The 22,009-nt window shown below is 59.5% G+C and carries 18 protein-coding genes and 1 riboswitch; of the genes, 7 read left to right on the forward strand and 11 right to left on the reverse strand.

What is annotated here, in order from left to right:
- Positions 1-145 precede the first annotated feature (145 nt).
- Positions 146-892, forward strand: a complete 747-nt coding sequence (locus tag ABVN21_RS21065) for an RsiV family protein (protein ID WP_339555207.1) — start codon at positions 146-148, stop codon at positions 890-892.
- On the opposite strand, the gene cytX is transcribed toward ABVN21_RS21065, so the two are convergent.
- Positions 861-2,153: a putative hydroxymethylpyrimidine transporter CytX gene (gene cytX, locus ABVN21_RS21070; protein WP_339555206.1), complete on the reverse strand. Its 1,293-nt coding sequence runs from the start codon at positions 2,151-2,153 to the stop codon at positions 861-863. The two genes, ABVN21_RS21065 and cytX, sit on opposite strands and share 32 nt — an antisense overlap.
- A gap of 141 nt (positions 2,154-2,294) precedes the next feature.
- The gene (thiC, locus tag ABVN21_RS21075; protein WP_160105216.1) at positions 2,295-4,184 is read right to left on the reverse strand and encodes a phosphomethylpyrimidine synthase ThiC; all 1,890 of its coding nucleotides are present in this window, start codon (positions 4,182-4,184) and stop codon (positions 2,295-2,297) included.
- A 163-nt stretch (positions 4,185-4,347) separates the two neighbouring features.
- A riboswitch (TPP riboswitch) is annotated at positions 4,348-4,453 on the reverse strand.
- 203 nt (positions 4,454-4,656) lie between these two features.
- Between thiC and ABVN21_RS21080 the strand changes: the two genes are divergently transcribed.
- A complete protein-coding gene (locus ABVN21_RS21080) occupies positions 4,657-6,096 on the forward strand; it encodes a TolC family outer membrane protein (RefSeq protein ID WP_339555205.1) in 1,440 nt (479 codons plus the stop codon).
- Between the two features lie 322 nt (positions 6,097-6,418).
- On the opposite strand, the gene waaA is transcribed toward ABVN21_RS21080, so the two are convergent.
- Positions 6,419-7,696 carry a lipid IV(A) 3-deoxy-D-manno-octulosonic acid transferase gene (gene waaA / locus ABVN21_RS21085; protein ID WP_339555204.1) on the reverse strand — a complete coding sequence of 426 codons (1,278 nt, stop codon included), beginning with the start codon at positions 7,694-7,696 and terminating at the stop codon, positions 6,419-6,421.
- Positions 7,689-8,603: a LysR family transcriptional regulator gene (locus ABVN21_RS21090; RefSeq protein WP_339555203.1), complete on the reverse strand. Its 915-nt coding sequence runs from the start codon at positions 8,601-8,603 to the stop codon at positions 7,689-7,691. Before ABVN21_RS21090 ends, waaA begins: the two co-directional genes overlap by 8 nt.
- Before the next feature lie 102 nt (positions 8,604-8,705).
- Here ABVN21_RS21090 and ABVN21_RS21095 point away from each other — a divergent pair, with 102 nt between their 5' ends.
- From ABVN21_RS21095 to ABVN21_RS21110, 4 genes are all read left to right on the forward strand, one after another.
- The gene (locus tag ABVN21_RS21095; RefSeq protein ID WP_008004867.1) at positions 8,706-9,038 is read left to right on the forward strand and encodes a multidrug efflux SMR transporter; all 333 of its coding nucleotides are present in this window, start codon (positions 8,706-8,708) and stop codon (positions 9,036-9,038) included.
- 149 nt (positions 9,039-9,187) lie between these two features.
- Positions 9,188-10,363 carry an FAD-dependent oxidoreductase gene (locus tag ABVN21_RS21100; RefSeq protein WP_339555202.1) on the forward strand — a complete coding sequence of 392 codons (1,176 nt, stop codon included), beginning with the start codon at positions 9,188-9,190 and terminating at the stop codon, positions 10,361-10,363.
- Entirely contained in the window at positions 10,360-11,172 is an 813-nt protein-coding gene (locus ABVN21_RS21105; protein ID WP_339555201.1) for an aldo/keto reductase, read from the forward strand. The genes ABVN21_RS21100 and ABVN21_RS21105 overlap by 4 nt, the downstream gene beginning before the upstream one ends.
- A 32-nt stretch (positions 11,173-11,204) precedes the next feature.
- Positions 11,205-12,173, forward strand: coding sequence for a metal ABC transporter ATPase (locus ABVN21_RS21110; RefSeq protein WP_339555200.1), 969 nt, complete (start codon positions 11,205-11,207; stop codon positions 12,171-12,173).
- Between the two features lie 112 nt (positions 12,174-12,285).
- Here the strand turns inward: ABVN21_RS21110 and hldE are convergent, their stop codons facing one another.
- The 3 genes from hldE to ABVN21_RS21125 form a co-directional block, all read right to left on the reverse strand.
- A complete protein-coding gene (gene hldE / locus ABVN21_RS21115; RefSeq protein WP_339555199.1) occupies positions 12,286-13,710 on the reverse strand; it encodes a bifunctional D-glycero-beta-D-manno-heptose-7-phosphate kinase/D-glycero-beta-D-manno-heptose 1-phosphate adenylyltransferase HldE in 1,425 nt (474 codons plus the stop codon).
- 195 nt (positions 13,711-13,905) lie between these two features.
- Positions 13,906-15,711, reverse strand: a complete 1,806-nt coding sequence (gene msbA / locus ABVN21_RS21120) for a lipid A export permease/ATP-binding protein MsbA (RefSeq protein WP_339555198.1) — start codon at positions 15,709-15,711, stop codon at positions 13,906-13,908.
- A gap of 15 nt (positions 15,712-15,726) precedes the next feature.
- A complete protein-coding gene (locus ABVN21_RS21125; RefSeq protein WP_339555197.1) occupies positions 15,727-16,899 on the reverse strand; it encodes an O-antigen ligase family protein in 1,173 nt (390 codons plus the stop codon).
- A gap of 149 nt (positions 16,900-17,048) precedes the next feature.
- Between ABVN21_RS21125 and ABVN21_RS21130 the strand changes: the two genes are divergently transcribed.
- Complete coding sequence (locus ABVN21_RS21130) at positions 17,049-17,615, forward strand: toluene tolerance protein (protein ID WP_339555196.1); 567 nt, start codon at positions 17,049-17,051, stop codon at positions 17,613-17,615.
- Here the strand turns inward: ABVN21_RS21130 and ABVN21_RS21135 are convergent.
- The 4 genes from ABVN21_RS21135 to ABVN21_RS21150 all read right to left on the reverse strand — a co-directional run bounded on the left by ABVN21_RS21135 (position 17,610) and on the right by ABVN21_RS21150 (position 22,007).
- Positions 17,610-18,704, reverse strand: a complete 1,095-nt coding sequence (locus ABVN21_RS21135) for a glycosyltransferase (RefSeq protein WP_339555195.1) — start codon at positions 18,702-18,704, stop codon at positions 17,610-17,612. The two genes, ABVN21_RS21130 and ABVN21_RS21135, sit on opposite strands and share 6 nt — an antisense overlap.
- Positions 18,705-18,749: 45 nt before the next feature.
- Positions 18,750-19,511 (reverse strand): glycosyltransferase family 2 protein, encoded by a 762-nt coding sequence (locus ABVN21_RS21140; protein ID WP_339555194.1) that lies wholly within the window; start codon positions 19,509-19,511, stop codon positions 18,750-18,752.
- Positions 19,512-19,566: 55 nt separating this feature from the next.
- Positions 19,567-20,523, reverse strand: a complete 957-nt coding sequence (locus ABVN21_RS21145) for a glycosyltransferase (protein WP_339555193.1) — start codon at positions 20,521-20,523, stop codon at positions 19,567-19,569.
- Between the two features lie 83 nt (positions 20,524-20,606).
- Entirely contained in the window at positions 20,607-22,007 is a 1,401-nt protein-coding gene (locus ABVN21_RS21150; RefSeq protein ID WP_339555192.1) for a PIG-L family deacetylase, read from the reverse strand.
- Positions 22,008-22,009: the final 2 nt, after the last annotated feature.

Consider the following 22,009-nt stretch of genomic DNA (forward strand, 5'->3'; position numbering starts at 1 on the left):
TGACGTTTGATGCAGCCCCTTTACCGTCAGCGGGATAGACGGTTAGGACGAAACCCACTCTAATTAGCTTAGTGGCGAACTGACTGCTCCGTTGACAGTCGAAGCGGGTAACTTTTCGCCTTTCCCTGTTTTATGAAGGACAACCATGTCGCTTTTTAAAATCGCCTCCGTGGCCGCTATCGCCCTGACCCTGGGCGCTTGCCAGAGCCTTTTCCAGCCCAACTATCGGGCGCCGCTGGAAACCACCCGCGACGCCTCCGAACAGCTCAAGCCAGGTTGCACGGACCAGGATTGCCCGCTGGTGAACATCGACACGCTGCACTTCCCAGCCGAGCCTGCACTGGACGGCATCATCGAAAAACGCCTGCTGCAAATGACCCGCACCTCGCCCGACGCTCCGGTGGCACCGACGCTGGCGGCCTATCGCGAACAGTTTTTGCGCACCGCCGGCCCGCGCAACAGCATTTACTTGCAGGCCAAGGTACGGGAGCAGCATGACGGCTTGGTGATCATCGAGTTGTCCAGCTACCTGGACACCGGCGGCGCCCATGGCACGCCGGGTCGGGGCTTCATCAACTATTCGCGCCAACAGCATAAAGTGCTGACGCTGTCGGACATGCTGGTGCCGGGGCAGGAAGAGGCGTTCTGGAAAGCCGCGCAGGTGGCGCACAACAGTTGGTTGATCAGCACCAAGCTCGATCAGGAACCGGAGTTCGTGAAGAGCTGGCCGTTCCAGAAAACCCAAAACGTGGCGCTGACCTATGGCGGGGTGATCCTCAAGTACGAAACCAGCAGCATCGCGCCGTACGCGCTGGGTCATGTCGAACTGAAGATCCCCTACCCTCGCCTGAACGGCATCATCAAGCCCGAGCTGTTTCCCGGCCGTAACTGAAGGCCCGACCCAGTACTAGCTGAAGCAGCCCTGCCAGGATCAACGCCGGCAGGGTTGCGCCGACATCAGGGTACAAGTTGGCCAGCAGATGATAGGTGCTGATCCCGCCCAGCCAGGCGAGCAGCGCCGGCCAGCGCAATGTAGCCGAGGCCACCTGGCCACTGCGTTTGCGCAGGATGAAGTGATCCACCAGCACCACACCGAACAACGGCGCAAACACCGAGCCGATCAACAGCAGGAAGTTCTGGTACTGGGCCAATGGCGCCAGCAAGGCGATCAAGGTGCAGACTACGCCGATGGCCAACGCCAGGTGTTCGACTTTCAAGCGCAGCAGAATCCCGCTCGACACCGCCGCCGAGTGAATATCGGCAAAGGCATTTTCCGACTCATCCAGCAAAATCAGCAGCAGCGGAATCCCCAGGCCGGCACCGGCCAGCGCCAACAGCAAGGCATTGACTTCACCGCTCGGCGCGAACGCCAGGGTGTAGGCCACGCCCAGGCTCATCAGCCAGAAGTTACCGATAAAGAAACCGATCGCCGTGCCACCGAAGACATTCTTCGCTCGCTTGCCGAAACGCGAGTAGTCGGCAATCAGCGGCAGCCACGACAACGGCATGGCAATGGCGATGTCGAAGCCCACGGCAAACGGCATCGAACCGTCACCGGCCTGTGCCCACAATGCCGCCAGATCAGCTTTGGCGAACAGGTTCCAGGTCAGCCAAATGCACGCGGCCAGCAGCAGCCAGATGCCCCACTTGCGCAGGATTTGCCGCACAAAAGTCAACGGACCGCTGACGGCGAGCAAGGTCGCCAGTGCGCCGAAGAACAGCGTCCACAGCATGGGACTCGACAACAGGCTGCCTTCGCTGAAGGCCTTCGCGCCCAACAGGCTGGCCGCATCGCGCATGACGATGATTTCGAACGAACCCCAACCGATCAGTTGCAGCAGGTTCAGCACCGCTGGCAGGCTTGCGCCCCGTGTGCCGAGGCTGAGCTTGAGCGCGGCCATGGACGACAGGCCGGTGTCGCTGCCGATCACGCCGACGGCAGCCAGCAGCAGGACGCCGACCAGCGTGCCGAGGAAGATCGCCAGCAACGAGCCGGACAGGCCCAGGCCTGGCGCCAGAAGTGCGCCAGTCTGCAGCACCATTAGGCCGATGCCGAGGGAGAACCACAGGGAAAACAGATCGCGGCCGCCGAAGACACGTTTGTCGTTCGGTACAGCAATGTCGGGTGAGTAAGTGCTGGGTTGAATGCTCAAGGGTGTTATCTCAGAGGGACATTTGTTGTTGTGGTCTTTACGGTCCCGTAGGAGCTGGCTTGCCAGCGATCAAAGGCGACGCAGTGCATCAGGTGCACCGCCATCGCCAGCAAGCCGGCTCCTACGGTTGGAATACCGGCATCAAACTTTCTGGTACAGCTGACTGCCTTCCTGCTTGAAGCGCTCGGCCTGTTCAGCCATGCCTTGGGCGACGTCCACGTCCACCGCTTCGATCCGCTGGTTGGCCGCATACTCGCGGACTTCCTGGGTAATCTTCATCGAGCAGAATTTCGGCCCGCACATCGAGCAGAAATGCGCGACCTTGGCCGAATCCTTCGGCAAGGTTTCATCGTGATACGAACGCGCGGTATCCGGATCAAGGCCGAGGTTGAACTGGTCTTCCCAACGGAATTCGAAACGCGCCTTGCTCAAGGCATTGTCGCGGATCTGCGCGCCCGGATGCCCTTTGGCCAGATCGGCGGCATGCGCGGCGATCTTGTAGGTAATGATCCCGGTCTTGACGTCATCCTTGTTCGGCAAACCGAGGTGTTCCTTCGGCGTCACGTAGCAAAGCATGGCGCAACCGAACCAGCCGATCATCGCCGCACCGATACCGGAGGTGATGTGGTCGTAGCCCGGAGCGATGTCGGTGGTCAGCGGGCCGAGGGTGTAGAACGGCGCCTCATCGCAGCATTCAAGCTGCTTGTCCATGTTCTCTTTAATCAACTGCATCGGCACGTGGCCCGGACCTTCGATCATGCACTGCACATCGTGCTTCCAGGCGATCTTGGTCAACTCGCCGAGGGTTTCCAGTTCGCCGAACTGCGCTTCGTCGTTGGCATCGGCAATCGAGCCCGGACGCAGGCCATCGCCCAGCGAGAAGCTGACGTCGTAGGCCTTCATGATTTCGCAGATGTCTTCGAAATGGGTGTAGAGGAAGTTTTCCTTATGATGCGCCAGGCACCACTTGGCCATAATCGAACCGCCACGGGAGACGATGCCGGTCACGCGCTTGGCAGTCATCGGCACGTAGCGCAACAGCACGCCGGCATGGATGGTGAAGTAATCGACGCCCTGCTCGGCTTGCTCGATCAGCGTGTCGCGGAACAGTTCCCAGGTCAGGTCTTCGGCCACGCCGCCGACTTTTTCCAGGGCCTGGTAGATCGGCACCGTGCCGATCGGCACCGGCGAGTTGCGGATGATCCACTCGCGGGTTTCGTGGATGTGCTTGCCGGTGGACAGGTCCATGACCGTGTCCGAACCCCAGCGAATGCCCCAGGTCAGTTTCGCCACTTCTTCTTCGATGGACGAACCCAGTGCGCTGTTGCCGATGTTGCCGTTGATCTTCACCAGGAAGTTACGGCCGATGATCATCGGTTCCAGTTCGGTGTGGTTGATGTTGGCCGGAATGATCGCGCGGCCACGGGCGATTTCGTCACGGACGAATTCGGGTGTGATGATTTTCGGCACGCTGGCGCCGAAACTGTGACCGGCATGTTGCTGGTCCAGCAGGCCGGCGGCACGGGCCACTTCCAGCTTCATGTTTTCGCGGATGGCGACGTATTCCATCTCGGCGGTGATGATGCCTTTGCGCGCGTAGTGCATCTGGCTGACGTTGGCCCCGGCCTTGGCGCGACGCGGGTTGTTGACGTGGGCAAAACGCAACTTGGTCAGCTCTGGATCGGCCAGGCGTTCCTGGCCGAAGTTCGAGCTCAGGCCGCTCAATCGCTCGGTGTCGCCACGGGATTCGATCCACGGCGAACGTACGTCCGCAAGACCTTTGCGCACGTCGATGATGACGTTGGGGTCGGTATACGGGCCGGATGTGTCATAGACCACGACCGGCGCGTTGACCTCGCCACCGAAGTCGGTCGGCGTCACGTCGAGGCTGATTTCGCGCATCGGCACGAGGATGTCCGGGCGAGTGCCCTGAACGTAAATTTTTTGCGAGCGGGTAAACGGCTGTACCGACTGCTGATCGACCTTGGCCGAGTCACTCAGGTTGGTGGCGATTTTTGCTTTTGTGGTCATCACGGGCTCTCCAGACAGCATCCAGGCAGTGGAATTTTGTCGGAGCGAACCTGTAAACGAATGGACGCACGGGCGCTGGAAAACCAGCTGTGCTGTGCTCAGTGCTCGAGGGGTGTTCGATTGTCGAACAACATCCCGGACGAAGCACAAGAGGACTCGCCGGGTGACGAGAAATCTTGTTCCCTACGCAGGCGCTAACCTGATCAGGTTCAACGGGATCCGAAATTATTCGATCTCAGCCTCATAGCAAGGCACCCCGACAAGAACCCGGCCAGTCTAGACACAACTGGCAAGGAACGCCAACACCGCGATAAACACCATGATGAATGGCGCAATTACCGAGAACGGCAGGATTGTTGCCGCTCGCCTGCGCAACTACACTCGCTACGGCCAAGCTGCGCATTGACGCTGCATGTGCCGCGCCGTAGCCTTGGCGCTCAAATTATCAGCATAATTTTTTAGGGATCGCCTCATGCTGCGCAAACTTTCACTGGCCCTCGCCGTGTCTTGTGCGTCCAACGGAATGGCCTGGGCAGCAGAAGCGCCCTTATCGACTAAAACCGACCTGGTCAGCGTCTATCAGGAAGCGGTGAACAACAACGCCGACCTCGCCGCCGCCGTCGCCCAATATGGCGCCCAGAAAGAAGTCGTGCCCCAGGCCCGCGCCGGGTTGCTGCCCAATCTTTCGGGCGGCGCTGATCTGACCAATGTGCGCACCTCGATCGATCAGCCGTCGGCCACGGCCAACCGCAATGCCCATTCGTATCAGGCCACCCTGGCGCAGCCACTGTTCCGTGCCGATCGCTGGTTCCAGTTCCAGGCTGCCAAGGACGTCAACGAGCAGGCCGCCCTGCAACTCTCGGCGACCGAACAAAACCTGATTCTGCAAACCGCCGACAGCTACTTCAATGTACTGCGCAGCCAGGACAACCTGGCCTCGACCAAAGCCGAAGAAGCCGCGTTCAAGCGCCAACTCGATCAATCCAACGAGCGCTTCGATGTCGGCCTCTCGGACAAGACCGACGTACTGAACTCACAAGCCAGCTACGACACCGCACGCGCCAACCGCATCGTTGCGCAACGTCAGGTGGATGATGCCTTCGAAGCCCTGATCACCCTGACCAACCGCCAGTACAACTCGATCCAGGGCATCAGCCACAATTTGCCGATCCTGCCGCCCGCGCCGAACGACGCCAAGGCCTGGGTCGAAACCGCGGCCAGGCAGAACCTCAATCTGTTGGCCAGCAACTACGCCGTCAGCGCCGCCGAGCAAACCCTCAAGCAGCGCAAGGCCGGCCATGCACCGACTGTCGACGCGATTGCGAGATACGAGAAAGGCGACAACGACGCACTGGGCTTCAGCAACCCAAACGCCTTCGGTGCGCCGTACAAAGGCGATGTCGAACAAACGCAGATCGGACTGCAATTGAACATCCCGATCTACAGCGGCGGCCTGATCAATTCCCAGGTGCGCCAATCGTATGCACAACTGGACCAGACGGAGCAGCAACGCGAATCCCTGCGTCGGCAAATCGTCGAAAACACCCGCGACCTGCACCGTGCGGTGAACACCGACGTCGAGCAGGTTCAGGCGCGCAAGCAGTCGATTATCTCCAACCAGAGCGCGGTGGAAGCGACCGAAATCGGTTACCAGGTGGGAACACGCAACATCGTCGACGTGCTGGATGCGCAGCGCTCGCTCTACACGTCGGTACGTGATTACAACAACACCCGCTACGACTACATCCTCGACAACCTGCGCCTGAAGCAACAGGCCGGCACGTTGAATCCGGGGGATTTGCAAGACCTGGCGCGTTGGTTAAACCCCAACTACAACCCGGACAAGGACTTCCTGCCGCCGGATCTGGCGAAGGCTGCGGCTGAACAACTCAAGGCCCGTCCTGAACAATAAAATCTTGTAGGAGCCCGGCTTGCCGGCGATGGCGTCCGCAAGATCGCCATCGCGAGCAAGCTTGGTCCTACGGGGCTCGGTACGCCGCTTGATTCGGGTATGACGCAAAACCTGTAGGAGCCCGGCTTGCCGGCGATGACGTCCGCAAGATCGCCATCGCGAGCAAGCTTGGTCCTACAGGGCTCGGTACGCCGCTTGATTCGGGTATGACGCAAAACCTGTAGGAGCCCGGCTTGCCGGCGATGGCGTCCGCAAGATCGCCATCGCGAGCAAGCTTGGTCCTACAGGGCTCGGTACGCCGCTTGATCCGGGCTCCTACAAGTCAGCGATTAATTAACCGGCCAAGCCCATCCAGCAATCGCTGCAACGCGCCCTGATTGGTGCGCATCACTTTCAATCCTGCATCCGCCATGCGCTGCGCATCCCTCGGCAATTCGACCAGGCGTTGCACCGCCAATGCCAATCCTTCGGCATCTTCCACTTCCAGTAACGCCCCGGCGTTGCGCAACTGTGAAGCGATTTCGAGGAAGTTGAACAGGTGCGGGCCACTCAGAACCGGTTTGGCCAGGGCCGCCGGTTCCAGCAAGTTATGCCCGCCGTTGGGTACCAGGCTGCCGCCAACGAACGCGATGTCCGCCAAGGCATACAGAAACAGCAACTCGCCCATGGTGTCGCCCAACAGCACCGAGGTCGTGGCCGTGACCGGTTCGCCGCTGGAGCGACGGACCGTGGCAAAGCCCTGCTGCCGACACAAATCGAACATCGGATTGAAACGCTCCGGATGGCGCGGCACCAGAATCAACAGCGTGTCGGGATGGCTTGCCAGCAACTGACGATGGGCCGCCAGCACCACTTCGTCTTCGCCCTCATGGGTACTGGCGGCAATCCACACCGGGCGCTCCTGGGCCTGCCATTGGCCGCGCAACTCGACCGCACGCCGCAACAGTTGCGGGTCGATGGTCAGGTCGAACTTGATCGAGCCGGTGACTTCGACGGTTTCCGCCCGCGCGCCCAACTGCCGAAAACGCTGGGCTTCAGCTTCGGTTTGCACCGCGAACAGGCTCATCTCGGCGAGCATCGGCCCGGTCAGTTTGCTGAAGCGGCCATAGCCCCTGGCAGAACGTTCGGACAATCGCGCATTGGCCAACGCCACGGGAATCCCGCGCTTGGCGCATTGATGGATATGGTTGGGCCAGAGCTCGGTTTCCATGATCACCGCCAGTTTTGGATGAACCCGATCAAGGAAGCGTTTGGCGGCACATGGCAAGTCATACGGCAGATAGCAGTGCTGGATGCGCGGTTCGTTGGCAAACAACGCCTGGATGCGTTCCGAACCGGTCGGCGTCATGCAGGTCACGGTGATCGGCAGTTGTGGGTAACGTTGCAGCAAGGCGCGAATCATTGGCGCCGCGGCAATGCTTTCGCCTACCGAAACCGCATGCACCCAGATTCCACCGGGCTTCATCGCCGGCATCCCAAAGGAGAAACGCTCGCCGACACGTTTTGCATAGGCCGGCGCCTTGCGCGCCCGCAGCCACAACCGAATCGCTACCAATGGCAGCCCCAGGTAAAACAGCGCGGTGTAGAGAGTTCTATTCATGGCGGCGGAGTTTATCGGTTTTTTCGCCGATCGCCTGTAGGTGTATGGCAAAACGTTCCGCCAGCCAGCGAGCCGCCGGACCGAGCGGTTCGTCGCGACGCCAGACCAATTCCACCACCAGCGCCGGCGGAGTCCATTCGCTGGCCAGTTCGACCATCAAATCCTGATACGCCGGGTACTGCACCACGTGACGTGGCAACCAGGCCCAGCCGAGGCCGCGTACCAGCCATTCGGCCATTACGTAGAAACTGTCGGCCCGCCAGACCTGCGGGCTGGCCGCTTCGCTGCCGGGGTAGATGCTGGACTGCGTGGACATTAGCAACTGGCGATGCCGCGCCAGTTCCTGGCAGTTCACTTCAGCCTTCGCCGCCAACGAGTGCCCGACGCCGCAAACCGTAACCATCTCGACGCTGCCCAGCACCCGCCGTTCAAGGGCTTCAGGAATTTGATCGTGATAGAACAGCAAACCCAGATCGGCCCGACGTTCCACCAGTTTGCGCGCCACATCGCCCTGGGCAGCGCTGGTTAGTTGCACTTCAAGGCTGGGGAATTTTTCCGCCAACGCCTCAAAGCTTTCAATCACCGGTTGGTAAGGCATCGCCTCGTCCTGGGCCAGACGTAGGCGCGCTTCCTGGCCACGCATCATCGCCAGCGCCCGGCCATTGAGACGCTCGCACTGGCGCAGCACTTCACGCGCTTCTTCGAGCAAGGCATTGCCGGCCTCGGTGAGTTTCGGCTGGCGACCGCTGCTGCGATCGAACAGGCTTACACCCAGGTCTTCCTCCAACAGCGCAATCGCACTGCTGACCGCCGACTGGGCTTTGCGCTGGTCGCGCGCCACGGCAGAAAACGAACGCTGCTCCGCCACCCCGACAAACAAGCGCAGTTGTTCAAGATTCCATTGCATGGCAAACCCATCTATAGAACAGATAGGTAATGACTTTACCGCATCTGGAGAATCTCTAGAATGCCGAACTCAGCAAGCAACACTTCATATGAGGATTGATCCATGACCGCTTACTACTACCTGGCCATCGCCATCTGCGCCGAAGTGATTGCCACTGTTTCGATGAAAGCAGTCAAAGGCTTCAGCACGCCGTTGCCGTTGCTGTTGGTGATCGTCGGTTATGGCATTGCCTTCTGGATGCTGACCCTGGTGGTGCGCAGCGTGCCGGTGGGCGTGGCGTATGCGGTGTGGGCCGGGATGGGGATCGTGATGGTCAGCGTCGCCGCGCTGTTTATCTACGGGCAGAAGCTGGATGTGCCGGCGATGCTGGGGATGGCGTTGATTGTGCTGGGGGTTGTGGTAATCCAGCTGTTCTCGAAAACCGCCGGTCACTGACACTCTGTCGGAGCCGGCTTGCTGGCGATAGCGGTGCATCCGGCACACCGCGTTGGCCGGATCGCCAGCAAGCCGGCTCCTACAGGGCCACCTGCATCCTGAAGATGCCTTGTATACTGCGCCCTCGTCTTGAACACTGAGGTCGCCGAATGCCATCCGTAATTTCCACCGACGTTCTGATTGTCGGCGCTGGTGTCGCCGGCCTCTGGCTGAATGCACGCCTGCGTCGCCAGGGTTTTTCGACCGTGCTGGTGGAAAGCGCCAGCCTCGGTGGCGGGCAGAGTGTAAAGTCCCAGGGCATCATCCATGGCGGCGCCAAGTACGCGTTGCATGGCGCCCTGACTGGTGCCTCTGAAGCCATCGCCGACATGCCACGCCGCTGGCGCGAAGCCCTGACGGGCGACGGCGAGCTGGATTTGTCCGGCGTACGCCTGTTGTCCGAAGCCCATTACCTTTGGTCGCCCGGCACAATCGCCGGCAACCTCACCAGCTTCTTTGCCAGCAAAGCCGTGCGCGGTCGCGTCGATCAGGTTAAAGGCGATCAACTGCCGCCCGCCCTGCAAGACAAGCGCTTCAAGGGCAAAGTCTATCGCTTGGCGGAACTGGTGATCGATGTGCCGAGCCTGGTCCAGCGCCTGGCGGATCTGGCGGGTGACGGGTTGCTCGCCGGGCAGAAAATCGAACCGCTGCTTGAAGGTGGCGTGTTGGTCGGCCTGAAGGTGGACGAGCGGGAAATCCGCGCGCAACGCATCGTCTTGAGCTCCGGCGCCGGGACTGCGGCGCTGCTCGAAGCACTGGGCCTGAGTCAGCCAGCCATGCAGCGCCGGCCGCTGCACATGATCATCGCCAAGGGGCCGGGCCTCAAACCGCTGTACGCCCACTGCCTGGGTGGTGGCACCAAACCGCGCATCACCGTGACCACCCACCCGGCCGCCGACGGCCAATGGGTCTGGTACCTGGGTGGCGACATCGCTGAAGCCGAAGGCGTAGCCCGTGAACCTGCCGAGCAAATCGCCACAGCGCAAAAAGAACTCGGCCAGTTGTTGCCATGGATCGACCTGAGCACGGCGCAATGGGCAACCTTGCGCGTGGACCGCGCCGAGCCACTGCAATCGGGCCTGACCCGTCCTGACAATGCGTTTGTTGCCGAGGAAGGCCGACTGCTGGTGGGTTGGCCAACCAAACTGGCGCTGGCGCCGGACTTCGCCGACCGGGTGATCGCCAGCCTTGCCCGCGATGGCATTCAACCGGGCCCGGTCACACCACTACCCGAATTGCCAAAACCGCCCATGGGCATCCCGGCCTGGGAGCAACTGCTGCCATGAGCCAACCAACCCTGCATGACTTGCATCGCCCCTTGGGCAGCACCGGCCTGCTGGTGTCTCCACTGGGCCTGGGCACGGTAAAACTCGGCCGGGATCAAGGGGTGAAATACCCCAACGGTTTCCAGATTCCCGATGATGACGAAGCGCGCATGCTGCTCAAACTCGCCCGTGACATGGGCATCAACCTGATCGACACCGCGCCGGCTTATGGTCGCAGTGAAGAACGCCTCGGCCCACTGCTGCGTGGTCAGCGTCAGGATTGGGTGATTGTCAGCAAGGTCGGCGAAGAGTTTGCCAACGGCCAATCGCGCCACGATTTCAGCGCCTCGCATACCCGGCTCTCGGTAGAACGGAGCTTGCAACGCCTAGAAACGGATTTCATCGACCTGGTGCTGGTGCATTCCGACGGCAACGATCTGGCGATTCTCAATGACTGCGAAGTCTACGCGACCCTCGCCGAACTCAAGGCCGCAGGCAAGATTCGCGGCTTCGGCTTCTCCGGCAAGACCGTCGAAGGCGGTTTGAAAGCTCTGGAGCAAGGCGATTGTGCGATGGTCACCTACAATCTGAACGAGCAAACCGAAAAGGCCGTCATTGACTATGCTGCTGCTCACGGCAAAGCCATTCTGGTCAAAAAAGCCCTCGCCAGCGGTCACGTGTGCCTGAACCCAGGCGTGGACCCGGTGCGCGCCAGTTTCGAGTTGTTGTTCGAACATCCGGGTGTCGCCAGTGCTATTGTCGGGACCATTAATCCGCTGCACCTCGCCCACAACGTCGCGACCGTTGCCCAGGTCCTACGTAGCAACTGACGCCGCCCACGCGGCCTTAAGCAGGAGCCGACATGCCGCGTACGCTCATAAGAAAGAACCCGAGCAACTTCAAGACCCTGCCGTTATTCGTCGAAGCGACTCCCGAAGGCCTGACTTATCAGAGCGTAGGGAGACCGCTGAATTTCTCTCAGATCCTGCAACGTCGGCGCCCGGTAATCGTCGCCGACACGGAACGGTTTTCCCTTGAACTGGCCAACCTCGGGGTTTCGGTACGCCTGACGCTGCATTGGCAAAATCGCGATTACTGGGTGCTGGTGCGCCAACGTCGGCAAGACCGCGGCGATGTGGTGCTCAAGCTGATTTCCGGCTACGTGCCGGCCCATGAGTTGAACCTGCCGCTGCACACGGCGATTCAGGAGATTGCCGAGGAATGTCTGCTGGAAACCCCGGAAGGCTGGCTCGGCGGGCGCTTCAACGATACGTGGCTGCCGGCGCCCTACTCGGCCGCCCTGCATTACCGCGAGGCTTTGCCGTTTCGACTGTCCCCGTTGTCCGGCTCGGCGCGGCCAGTGCGTTGTGCCAACCTGCAGTTGATCGAACGGCCACGCGCCTATGTGCATTTGCCGACCGCCTCACTGCAATTGATCTACGACTTGCGTCTGGAAGTGCCCAAGGAAGCCAAATCCTTGAGCCTTTTCCATGTTGATGAGCGGCTGGAAGGCGATCAACTCGTCGCTCGCCTTGATCGCAAGCGCCCTGATTTGTATCTGATGCCTTTGCAGGACGGCCATCCCATGGCTGAGCTCTACACCTTGAAAAAGGATCAGCTGTACCCGGCGAGCACGCGCGGTTTGTACCTGGCCGAAAGCTTTGCCCGGCAAGAAGGCTGGCTGGTAAGGGATGAGCGGATTCGCTGGAAGGATTGGGTGAGGCAGCAGGGGTTGAGCGCGCCGGGGAAGGATTCGGGATTGGCGCGGTTGCGCGGGAAGGCCAAATTGCTGCTGAAGAAAATCGTGCCGCGCAAGAAAGTAAGCTCCTGACCCTGTAGGAGCTGGTTTACCAGCGATGGACTCAAAGGCGCCGCATCTCTTCAATTGAAATGCGCCATCGTTAACGACCATCGCTGGCAAGCCAGCGCCTATTAGGGCTGCATCACTCGGACTTGCGGATCTTCTCGACGATTGCGGTCGTGGAGCTGTTTTCCACCAGTCCCAGCACTTTCACGGTGCCGCCGTAAGCGGTCACGATGTCAGCTCCGACCACCTGGTCGATTCCGTAGTCTCCACCCTTGACCAACACATCCGGCTTGACCTCGCGCAGCAGGTTTTCCGGCGTGCCTTCAGGGAAGCTGATCACCCAATCCACCGCGCCCAGTCCGGCCAGAACAGCCATGCGCCGGTCGACACTGTTGATCGGTCGGCCCGGTCCTTTCAGGCGGCTGACCGAGGCGTCGTCATTGACCGCAACGATCAGGCGATCGCCCTGCGCCCGAGCCTGCTCCAGGTAAGTCACGTGACCGGCATGCAGGATGTCGAAGCAACCGTTGGTGAATACGATCTTCTCGTTGTGCGCACGGGCATCGTCGACCGCCAGCAGCAGCTGTTCGAGACCCAGCACACCACGCTCGGAACCTTCTTCACGCTGGATGGCACGACGCAGTTCCGGCGCACTGATGGCCGCCGTACCGAGTTTGCCAACCACGATACCCGCCGCCAGGTTGGCCAGGCCGACCGCGTGTGGCAGTTCTTCGCCAGCAGCAATCGCCGCTGCCAGGGTGGAAATCACCGTGTCGCCGGCACCGGTCACGTCAAACACTTCACGGGCGCGGGCCGGCAGGTGCAGCGCCGGATGATCCGGGCGCAACAGTGTCATACCGTGTTCGCCACGGGTCACCAGCAAGGCACCGAGTTCGAGGTCGTGCATCAACTGCGCGCCCTTGCTTACCAATTCGTGCTCATCGGCGCAACCGCCGACGATGGTTTCGAATTCGCTGAGGTTAGGCGTGATCAGGCTCGCTCCGCGGTAGATCGAAAAATCCTTGCCCTTGGGGTCCGCCAGCACCGGAATGCCACGTGCACGAGCAGCCTGGATCAACACCTGATGATTTTTCAGCGCGCCTTTGCCGTAGTCGGACAGCACCAGCACCTTGATGCCTTCGAGCAGTTCGTCGACCTGCGCGGACAACGCCAGCGCGTCGGTGGCGAACGGTTCTTCGAAGTCGATACGCAGCAGTTGCTGGTGACGGCTCATCACCCGCAGCTTGACGATGGTCGGCTGATGCGCGATGCGCTGGAACAACGCTCGCACACCTGCGCCCTTGAGGCTATTGACCAGGCTGTCGGCGGCTTCATCGTCGCCGGTCACCCCGACAAGCGAGGCCGGCGCACCGAGCGCGGCAATGTTCAACGCAACGTTGGCGGCACCGCCCGGGCGGTCCTCGATGTTCTCGACCTTGACTACCGGTACTGGCGCCTCAGGGGAAATCCGTGAGGTACCACCATGCCAGTAACGGTCGAGCATGACATCGCCGACCACCAAGACAGGGGCTTGATCGAATCGCGGCATGGACAACTTCATGGAGCAACCCACATACAAAATGAACAGGGGCGCGATATTAACACAGGGCGGGCACGGGCTTGTGCGACGGTTGCAACGGATAAATTCGCGAAGAATGCTGTAGGCGCTATTGAGAGCAACGAGGCTGCGATCTTTTGATTTATTAAAGCAAGATCAAAAGATCGCAGCCTGCGGCAGCTCCTGCAAAGTCGGGTTTCAGGCGATGTCTTCGGCCGGAGCATCCAGGCCCATCGCATGCAGGCGCGAGTAGTAACCGTTTTGCGCCAACAGTTGCGAGTGGGTGCCACGCTCGACGATTTGCCCCTGGTCCATGACCAGGATCAGATCAGCCTTCTCGATGGTCGACAAGCGGTGAGCGATCACCAGAGTGGTACGTCCTTTCATGACGTGATCCAGCGCTGCCTGAATGTGGCGTTCGGACTCGGTATCGAGTGCCGAAGTCGCCTCGTCGAGAATCAGCAGCGGCGCGTTCTTCAACAGCGCCCGGGCAATCGCCAGACGTTGGCGCTGACCGCCGGACAGCAGCACGCCGTTCTCCCCGACTTGGGTATCCAGGCCTTTCGGCATCTGCGCGATGAAGTCCATTGCATAGGCGTCCGTAGCAGCCTTCTCAATGTCGGCGCGAGGTGCGCCAGCCAGATCACCGTAGGCGATATTGTTGGCGATGGTGTCGTTGAACAGCGTTACGTGCTGCGTGACCTGAGCTACGTGTCGACGCAGATTGCGCAGGCGATAGTCTTCGATTTCGACGTCATCGAGCAGGATTTCACCAATGTCGTGGTGATAGAAGCGCGGAATCAGGCTCGCCAGGGTCGACTTGCCGCTGCCGGAACGACCGACCAGTGCAACCATTTGCCCCGGTGCCGCGCTGAAGCTGATGTTCTTCAACACCTCGCGCTCGGTTCCCGGGTAAGTGAAGCTGAGGTTGCGAACTTCCAGATGACCGTTGACCCGATCACGCTCTACAGTGCCGTTGTCGACTTCAGGCTCAACGTCCAGTTGCTCGAAAATGCTTTCGGCACCGGCGACACCCTTCTGGATGGTCGAGCTGACTTCAGACAATTGCCGGATCGGCTTGGGCAGCAAGCCTGCGGCAGTGATGTAAGCCACCAGGTCACCGGCCGTGGCGTCGCCCCGCAGGAACAACACGAGGAACATCAACACCGCCATGGCGGTATAAATCACCAATTGCAGCATGGGGGTGTAGACCGCACCGGTCTTGGTCATGCGCAATTGCTTGTCTGTATTACCTTGGCTCGCGGCGGCAAAGCGCTGCTCTTCGTAACTCTCGCCACCGAAGCTGCGCACCACGCGATAGCCCTGGATGGTCTCGGAAGCCACGTGAGTGACATCGCCCATGGCCACCTGGATTTTCTTGCTCTGCTTGCGGAATTTCTTGCTGGTATTACCCACCATGAAGGCAATCAGCGGCAGGATTGCCAGCATCACCAGGGTCAACTTCCAGTTCATCCACAGCAAATAGGCGAACAGGAACACCACGGTCAGGCCTTCACGGATCACCACTTTGATGGCATCCGTGGCGGCACCGGTGACCATGGTCACGTTGAAGGTAATACGGGAGATCAAATGCCCGGAGTTGTGGGTGTCGAAATAGCGGTTGGGCAGTACCAGCAGTTTGTTGAACAGCTCGATACGCAGATCATGCACCAGCCCCAACGAAACCTTCGCCAGATAATAGTTACCCAGGAACGAACCCAGCCCCTGCCACGCAGCGATCAGGATGATCAGCAACGGCACGGCCATCAGCAACTGCAGGTCTTTCAAATACGGAACGTTGGGGAAGAGCACCGCTTCAGGGTTACTCAGGCCATCGACGAAATACTTGAGAATTCCCGCCAACATCGGCTGAGTAGAGGCAAAGATCACGAAGCCCACGATACTCACCAGGAAAAGGCCGATGTAGGGTTTTACATACCCCAACAGCCGAAAATAGATTTTCAGGCTGGAATCCTGTCCCGCTTTGGGCGGTGCATCACTCATCGTAGAGCTCACTGGTTAGGAAGAACGCGAAATTTTATCACAAGCGCCGGGATTGGCCCGCGCCCATACCAAAACACTGGCCAGCCCTACGGGCAACCAGCTGATGAACCACTCGGCCCGAGGTGTTCCGGTCAGGCTGGCCGCATCGAATTGCATGGCCAGGGTCGAGAACATCCAGATCCCGATGATCCCCCGGGCATAAAGTGTTTCCCGGACTTTCCAGGCCTCGCGCAATACCGCAAGCCAGATCGCACACCACAACAGCAACCCTGGCACCCCCAGCACGATGGTGACATGGGTGAACAGATTGTGGGCGTGATCAAAATACAGCCCTTCGGTGAATACTTTGTAGTCAGCACCAAGACCCAAACCGCGCCACGGATGCTCAGCGATCATTTGCAGACTGGCCATCAGGATCTGCGGACGGTACGACACTCCGCGCGCAACCACCAACGCCTCGAAAAACCAGAAAGCCAGCATGGCCACGATCAAAGCGGCTGCCGCGACAATGCGACTGCGTCGATCACGACACCAGATCGGCATGGCAAGTATGGTGAGAAACATGGCCAAGGCAGCGCCGCGACTCTGGCTGAGGAGGACAAATCCGCATAGAAAAACCAGCGCAATCCCACAGGCCACCTGCATCAAGCCAGCGCGCGGAGCCCAGAGAAGCAGCCACACCGCTGCCAGGCCGATCACATAGCCACCCAATATCGGATGGGCCAACTCGCCCAGGCCTTCAGCGCGCGCGCTCAACGCGTTGCCATCAACCCCATAAAATTTGGCGATGGCCACCGCGGCGGTTAACGCCAATCCAATCCCGCCCCACTGCATGATGCGAATCACACGCTCAGGCTGGCCATTGGCAAAAACCGGAAAGAACAGCAGAAATATCAGGATGTATGTCAAGCGCTTGGCTTCGCGCCCGGCGTCTGGCGCATTCGTCCATGAAAGACTCATCACTGACCAGACCAGGAGCCCGAGCAGCGGCAGGTAGATCCAGCGTTGCTCATCAAACATTTCCCGGAGCCGGGCACGGGCAGTCCAGGAGAACACCAGAGCCGGCAACCAAAGCAATGCCACCATTCCTTGTTGATAAACCTTGTTGGAAGGTGCAATGGCAATTGCCAGCAAAAACCACAAAAAACCTGTCGCCATCCAGACTTGCGCCCAACGTGTTTCTTGCATCAAATTGCTCCTGAGAGAGATCACCCACCCGACCCGGCATGGTTAAAGCTGAAACTTTTCGGCATCATTGCCCGCTATAGCGCCCCGTTCTTCCAACAAGGCTTTCTACAATGCAATGTTCCCGGCTTCCGCAAGCCGCTCTAAATCAGATGATTGACGGCGCCAAAATACTGGAGGCCGACAGCTACGGGCCGAAAGTCTACCTGTTGCAGGATGGAAATATTCTTAAACTGTTTCGTCGCAAGCGTATTTTTTCGTCGGCGCTGTTTCGTCCGTACTCGAAACGCTTCATCGACAATGTCGCCGGGCTGCAAAAGCTCGGAGTACCGACCTTGCAGGTTCTGCAGTATTACCGACTGCAAGCGCCAGGCATGACGGCCGTGCTGTACCAGCCGCTGCCCGGAGAAACCCTGCGCCAGATTTCCAACAAGGAAGGTTTCAACTGGCCGCAAGCCCTGCCAGAACTGGCCGGGTTGATACGCAGTCTTCATCAGTCGGGGATTTATTTCCGGTCGCTGCATCTGGGCAACATCGTGGTCACGCCGGACAACCGCATGGGCCTGATTGATGTCGCGGACATGCGCTTCCTGCGCGGGCCGCTGCCGCGGCATTTGATCAAGCGCAATCTTCAGCACTTCGCCCGCTACATTGCCCGCGAGAATCTGAACGACACCTTTCCGATGCAAGCACTCGAGCGGGCCGTGCTGGCTTCATGAAAGTAGTGTGCGGGCGGTCTGGCTGAAATCCAGCCAGGCTTGATCCGGTGCAAGTGCCTGGTATTGCTCCGCGGCGACCGTTTCGGGAGAAGTGCCGAATGCGCGCACGATTGCATCCTTCCAGGCACTGACGTCATTGGCCTCGGCATACCTGCCGGTGTCTGCCAACTGCTCGCGAAATACGGGAAGCTCACTGGACAGCACTGGAACGCCCGACATCACCGCTTCCTGCATGATCAATCCCAGGCCCTCTTCGAGCGACGGGATCGCGATCCAGTCAAATGCACGGTAGAGCCGCGCTGCGTCATTCAAATGACCCGGCAACAAGACTTTTCCGCACAACCCCAGTTCCTCAACACGCGCTTCCAGGGTGGCGCGGGCCGTGCCTTCACCAATAATCACCAACTGCAGATCGGGCCGCTCATGCGTTGCCGCGGCAAACGCGTCGAGCAGACAAGCAAAACCTTTTTCGGAGACCAGCCGGCCTACTGCACCGAGCACCAGTCCCTCGTCCGGGGCCAGTCCTAATCGGATCCGTGCGTCTTTCCGCGGGAGCAGGGCAGATCGGAAGGACGCAGGTTCGAATGCGCTACGCAACGTCATGACCGGGACTTGCAGACCTCGGCTAAGCGAGTCCGCCAACGTGTTCGATACCGCGATCAATGTCAGCCGGGAAGCCGGGATCTGTTGGAACAGCGATCGATCGCCAGAGTGCAGTCGTGTCGAACCATGAAATATCACCACCGCACGAATCTGCGGCAATGACTTGAGTATTGGCAATAGCGTGCGTGCTACACCGAATCCGTCCAGCAGCACCAGATGCGCTTCACTCTCTATGAGCGCGCGCCGAAATCGGGCTTGCATCAAGGGTTTGGCCAGGCGCCAGAAATGTCGTCCTTTCAATCGGGCGGAAGTCAGTCCCCACTCACGCACCTCACCCACGTTTACCCCACACTCGGATGCCCCTCCCTGAAGCAACCAGGTTTTGACCGGCGCAGAGGGCGCGGCCTGGGACAATATCTGCTGGTGCACCTTGTGAATAGAGGCAAACGGAGCACCGCCGGCCCACATGACGTTAAGAATATTCATAGGGCGAACAGCCAATGCATGGGTTGAAGATAAGCTGCTGTGTCGTTAGTTGATGAACCAGCCAATGCAGACTCCCAACAACAAAACCAAGGCGAACTTAATCTGTTCGCGCCGACTGCGGCGCGCCTTGCGCTGACGCTCGATAGGTGTTTGCACGTGCAAGCCAAACCCGGTGTGCATGACAGCGTCCGCTTCGAGCGTCAGGGCCGTCAAATCCAACTCTGCGTATCGCAACGACAGAGCCTTCTCCCCACTGTAGCTGGAAAATGGCGCACACAATTGATAATCCTTGATCCGTCGCAAACCTGGATTCAAAGAGAAACCCTGCCATTCCGGTTTGTCGGAAATCAACGGGTAACAGGCCACTCCACCGACGATTTCACGCGCCCCCAGACGAATGTAAGGACTGTGAACACGCAGATCGTGATTATAGCTACGCAGCCACACCTGCAGGATTTCCGGGCGCGATTCGAGAATGGTCAAGGAGTCTTCGACAAACCCTGGGCGGTAGAACTCCCAGTCATCCTCGCAGTGAAAAATGTGCGTCGTCTTGACGTGTGAGTACGCCAGATCGATGGATGCCAGTTGGCCCAGCTTCGGCCGGTTGACGAATACCGTGCAGTGATCCTTCCAATGCTCAGGAATGATCGCGCGCACACCTTCGTCACCCGCATCTTCAGTAATGAAAACTTCGCGAATGGCAGCGGTATTGAATTGATCAAAGCTCTCGAGGGTCATCTTGAGCAGATCGAGCCTGCCACAGCTGGTGACCACCAATGTGATGTCACTTTCTTTTGAAAATCGCACTGGAATCCCAATCAGGTAAAAGTCGCCAGCAATATCAATGGCCGGTCAACGCTTGTCAAATGCCCAGTTTCAGGCGGATTTTTTCTAATAGTTTCAGAGGCGCACGAGCCCGTAATGGTGGCTCGAGCTCTTCGACAATACGCTGGCCAATGCGTGAAAAACTGAACTGGCTGACGGCCAGCTCGCGGCCATTGCGAGCGATACGCTGCGCCAGATTCGGGTCGCCACGCAATAACGCCAGTTTTTCCTGAAGTTGCGCAATGCTCTGATAGAACACCACGTTGTGCATGTCCTGCAGACCCAACGCCTGGCTTTCCGCCGCGCCCTGGTCATAGGCCAGCAATACACAACCGCAGGCCATGGCCTCGAAATTCTTGATCATGAACTCGCCCATGCCGACATCGGCACTGACGAAAAAGCGGATACGGTTGAGCGTATCGCGATACTCCTCACCGGACTTGGTTCGCGTCACCACCAGGTTTTCGACTCGTCCCAACTCATCAAGCAAAGCCTTTCGACCGCTGTACGCGACACTGTTGGTACTGCCGACAAACGCCAGTTCGATATCCCGCTCGCGGCCCTGATCCTCAAGCTGCGTCTGGTCATAACCCTTGGGCACGAACACCGCATCGAAACCTTCCCCGCGCAAACGCTCGGTAACGACGAAGCCGGAACTGATCACCCGCGCCCACGGCAAGCGGCGGTAATGCGCGCTGAACTTGCCGGTGTACTTGCAGGGAATGTAGTTCTGGTAAGCGTCGTGCTCGAGTATCACCAGGTTGGGAACCGTCCGGATAAATCCGACCTGCCGGATCTCCTGCTTGAAACGCAGGAAAAACACGATCCGGTCATAGCGCGACACATCGATTTCACGCCGGAAATAGCGACGCAGGTTGCGCTGGTCATCGCTGCTCAGCCAGCGTAAGTCGCACTCACAATGCGCTGCCACTCCGTCGTACAAACGGTCAAGAATGGCTCGCTGATCTTTCTGCACCAGAAATAAAACTTTCATCGTCTTCCTTGCCGCAACGGCAAACCGAGCAATACCAGAAACCATCTACGCTCAGAGGCAGACGTATTCAGGCCACTGAAACCTTACAAACGCCAGAACAATTCCTGGCGGCGCACAGCCTTGCGAAAAAATTCGTTCTCGCCGTAGGGCGACCCTGAACGCCCTGCCAACAGGCGCTGTAAGCAGCGGCGCAAGCGACGCTTGAACGGGGCCTGGGGCTGCAAGTCATGCATCATTCCCAACGCCATGGCCTTGTCACACTGCTGCGCTCGATCAAGCAAGAGGCAGTAGGGATGGAGTGACCGGGCCGGATCGAACACCGGTGGAAGTGCCGTACCGTCTCCCGTATCACCCATCGGCCAGCGATCGTTGTCGTGCAGGTGGTTGGCGTAACCCAACAGCGTCGGTTGCCACTCCAGTCCTTTCAATGCTTCGAGAACGGCTTCTTGAGCACAAATATGATCGGGATGAGGATCGAGGGACGGGTGAGGTAGCACGATCACCTCAGGCTGCGCACGCAACAACAGGGCTCGCAGGTCCGCGAGCAGGTTGTTCCAGGTCGGCGCGCCGTCGACATCGCCCGGCAAGGCAAAGGGATTCAATTGGCGAAACAGTCGGGTATCACTCACATCCGCTTCCCGCGAGCCCACCGACTGAGTCGGCGTAGCCTGCATCGCCGCCAGCTGCAAACAGAAATAGCCCAGTTGCACGCAATGGGCTTCGGGCACCGCGGCCCAACGCGGTACGGCAATACTGTCCCAGGCCCGCAAACGACCCTTCAAACGTGCCGCATCGACCTTGCTCAGGCCCATCCGCTGATAGTGTTCGGCTTCGATCTCACCGGCAGTGAGCGTGACGATCCAGGCTTCATCGGCCTGGCTGTACAAACCATAGGCAGCCAGTTCGGCGTCGTCAGCGTGCGGTGCAATCACCATCACCCGCTGACGGCGAAAATCCGGATGCTCAAACGCCCACAATACGGGCTCGCCGAGCAGTTGGCAGAAGCGCCCACGCAAACGCAGTTCGCCGCGCGACAAAACTTGCGCCTGACCACTCAGATTGAGATACCGCAGCCCGTTCACTCCCCGCTCGAAGGTCTGCCGGTCTGGGTTCTCGCCACCCAACAACTCGACCACAGGATCGATGAAGCGCCCCAGCCAAGTGCTCTTCACTCGCAGCGCCAACACCAGTGTGGCGTCCTCCACCAACATGACGCCCTCGTCAAGCCGCAAGTGCTCACCGTTCAGATGAACCTTGGGCTGCGGCGTGTACGGCGGGAAGCTGTACTGGTAATCGTCTTTGGGGGAATAGAACAAATGGTCGGCAAACCAGGCTTCGTGGGCAATCCAGCCGAGGACCGCGATTACCAGCGGCAACCACCAGGCCACCAGCACACCGACGGCAATCAACAGCGCCAGCGCGATCAACAGACCGATACGTTTATTGCGGCGATGGCGCTTGAGCAGTTGTTGTTTGCGGCTCATGG

This window comes from Pseudomonas sp. MYb327, assembly GCF_040438925.1.
Classification (GTDB): domain Bacteria; phylum Pseudomonadota; class Gammaproteobacteria; order Pseudomonadales; family Pseudomonadaceae; genus Aquipseudomonas.

Excerpts from the sequence above, each read along its gene's own strand:
- ABVN21_RS21095 (WP_008004867.1), top strand. The coding sequence starts at position 8,706 with ATGACCGCTTACTACTACCTGGCCATCGCCATCTGCGCCGAAGTGATT.
- ABVN21_RS21150 (WP_339555192.1), bottom strand. The coding sequence starts at position 22,007 with ATGAGCCGCAAACAACAACTGCTCAAGCGCCATCGCCGCAATAAACGT.
- thiC (WP_160105216.1), bottom strand. The coding sequence starts at position 4,184 with ATGACCACAAAAGCAAAAATCGCCACCAACCTGAGTGACTCGGCCAAG.
- waaA (WP_339555204.1), bottom strand. The coding sequence starts at position 7,696 with ATGAATAGAACTCTCTACACCGCGCTGTTTTACCTGGGGCTGCCATTG.
- ABVN21_RS21145 (WP_339555193.1), bottom strand. The coding sequence starts at position 20,523 with ATGAAAGTTTTATTTCTGGTGCAGAAAGATCAGCGAGCCATTCTTGAC.
- ABVN21_RS21065 (WP_339555207.1), top strand. The coding sequence starts at position 146 with ATGTCGCTTTTTAAAATCGCCTCCGTGGCCGCTATCGCCCTGACCCTG.
- ABVN21_RS21090 (WP_339555203.1), bottom strand. The coding sequence starts at position 8,603 with ATGCAATGGAATCTTGAACAACTGCGCTTGTTTGTCGGGGTGGCGGAG.
- ABVN21_RS21125 (WP_339555197.1), bottom strand. The coding sequence starts at position 16,899 with ATGCAAGAAACACGTTGGGCGCAAGTCTGGATGGCGACAGGTTTTTTG.
- ABVN21_RS21080 (WP_339555205.1), top strand. The coding sequence starts at position 4,657 with ATGCTGCGCAAACTTTCACTGGCCCTCGCCGTGTCTTGTGCGTCCAAC.
- ABVN21_RS21110 (WP_339555200.1), top strand. The coding sequence starts at position 11,205 with ATGCCGCGTACGCTCATAAGAAAGAACCCGAGCAACTTCAAGACCCTG.
- ABVN21_RS21130 (WP_339555196.1), top strand. The coding sequence starts at position 17,049 with ATGATTGACGGCGCCAAAATACTGGAGGCCGACAGCTACGGGCCGAAA.
- ABVN21_RS21135 (WP_339555195.1), bottom strand. The coding sequence starts at position 18,704 with ATGAATATTCTTAACGTCATGTGGGCCGGCGGTGCTCCGTTTGCCTCT.
- ABVN21_RS21105 (WP_339555201.1), top strand. The coding sequence starts at position 10,360 with ATGAGCCAACCAACCCTGCATGACTTGCATCGCCCCTTGGGCAGCACC.
- ABVN21_RS21100 (WP_339555202.1), top strand. The coding sequence starts at position 9,188 with ATGCCATCCGTAATTTCCACCGACGTTCTGATTGTCGGCGCTGGTGTC.
- msbA (WP_339555198.1), bottom strand. The coding sequence starts at position 15,711 with ATGAGTGATGCACCGCCCAAAGCGGGACAGGATTCCAGCCTGAAAATC.
- hldE (WP_339555199.1), bottom strand. The coding sequence starts at position 13,710 with ATGAAGTTGTCCATGCCGCGATTCGATCAAGCCCCTGTCTTGGTGGTC.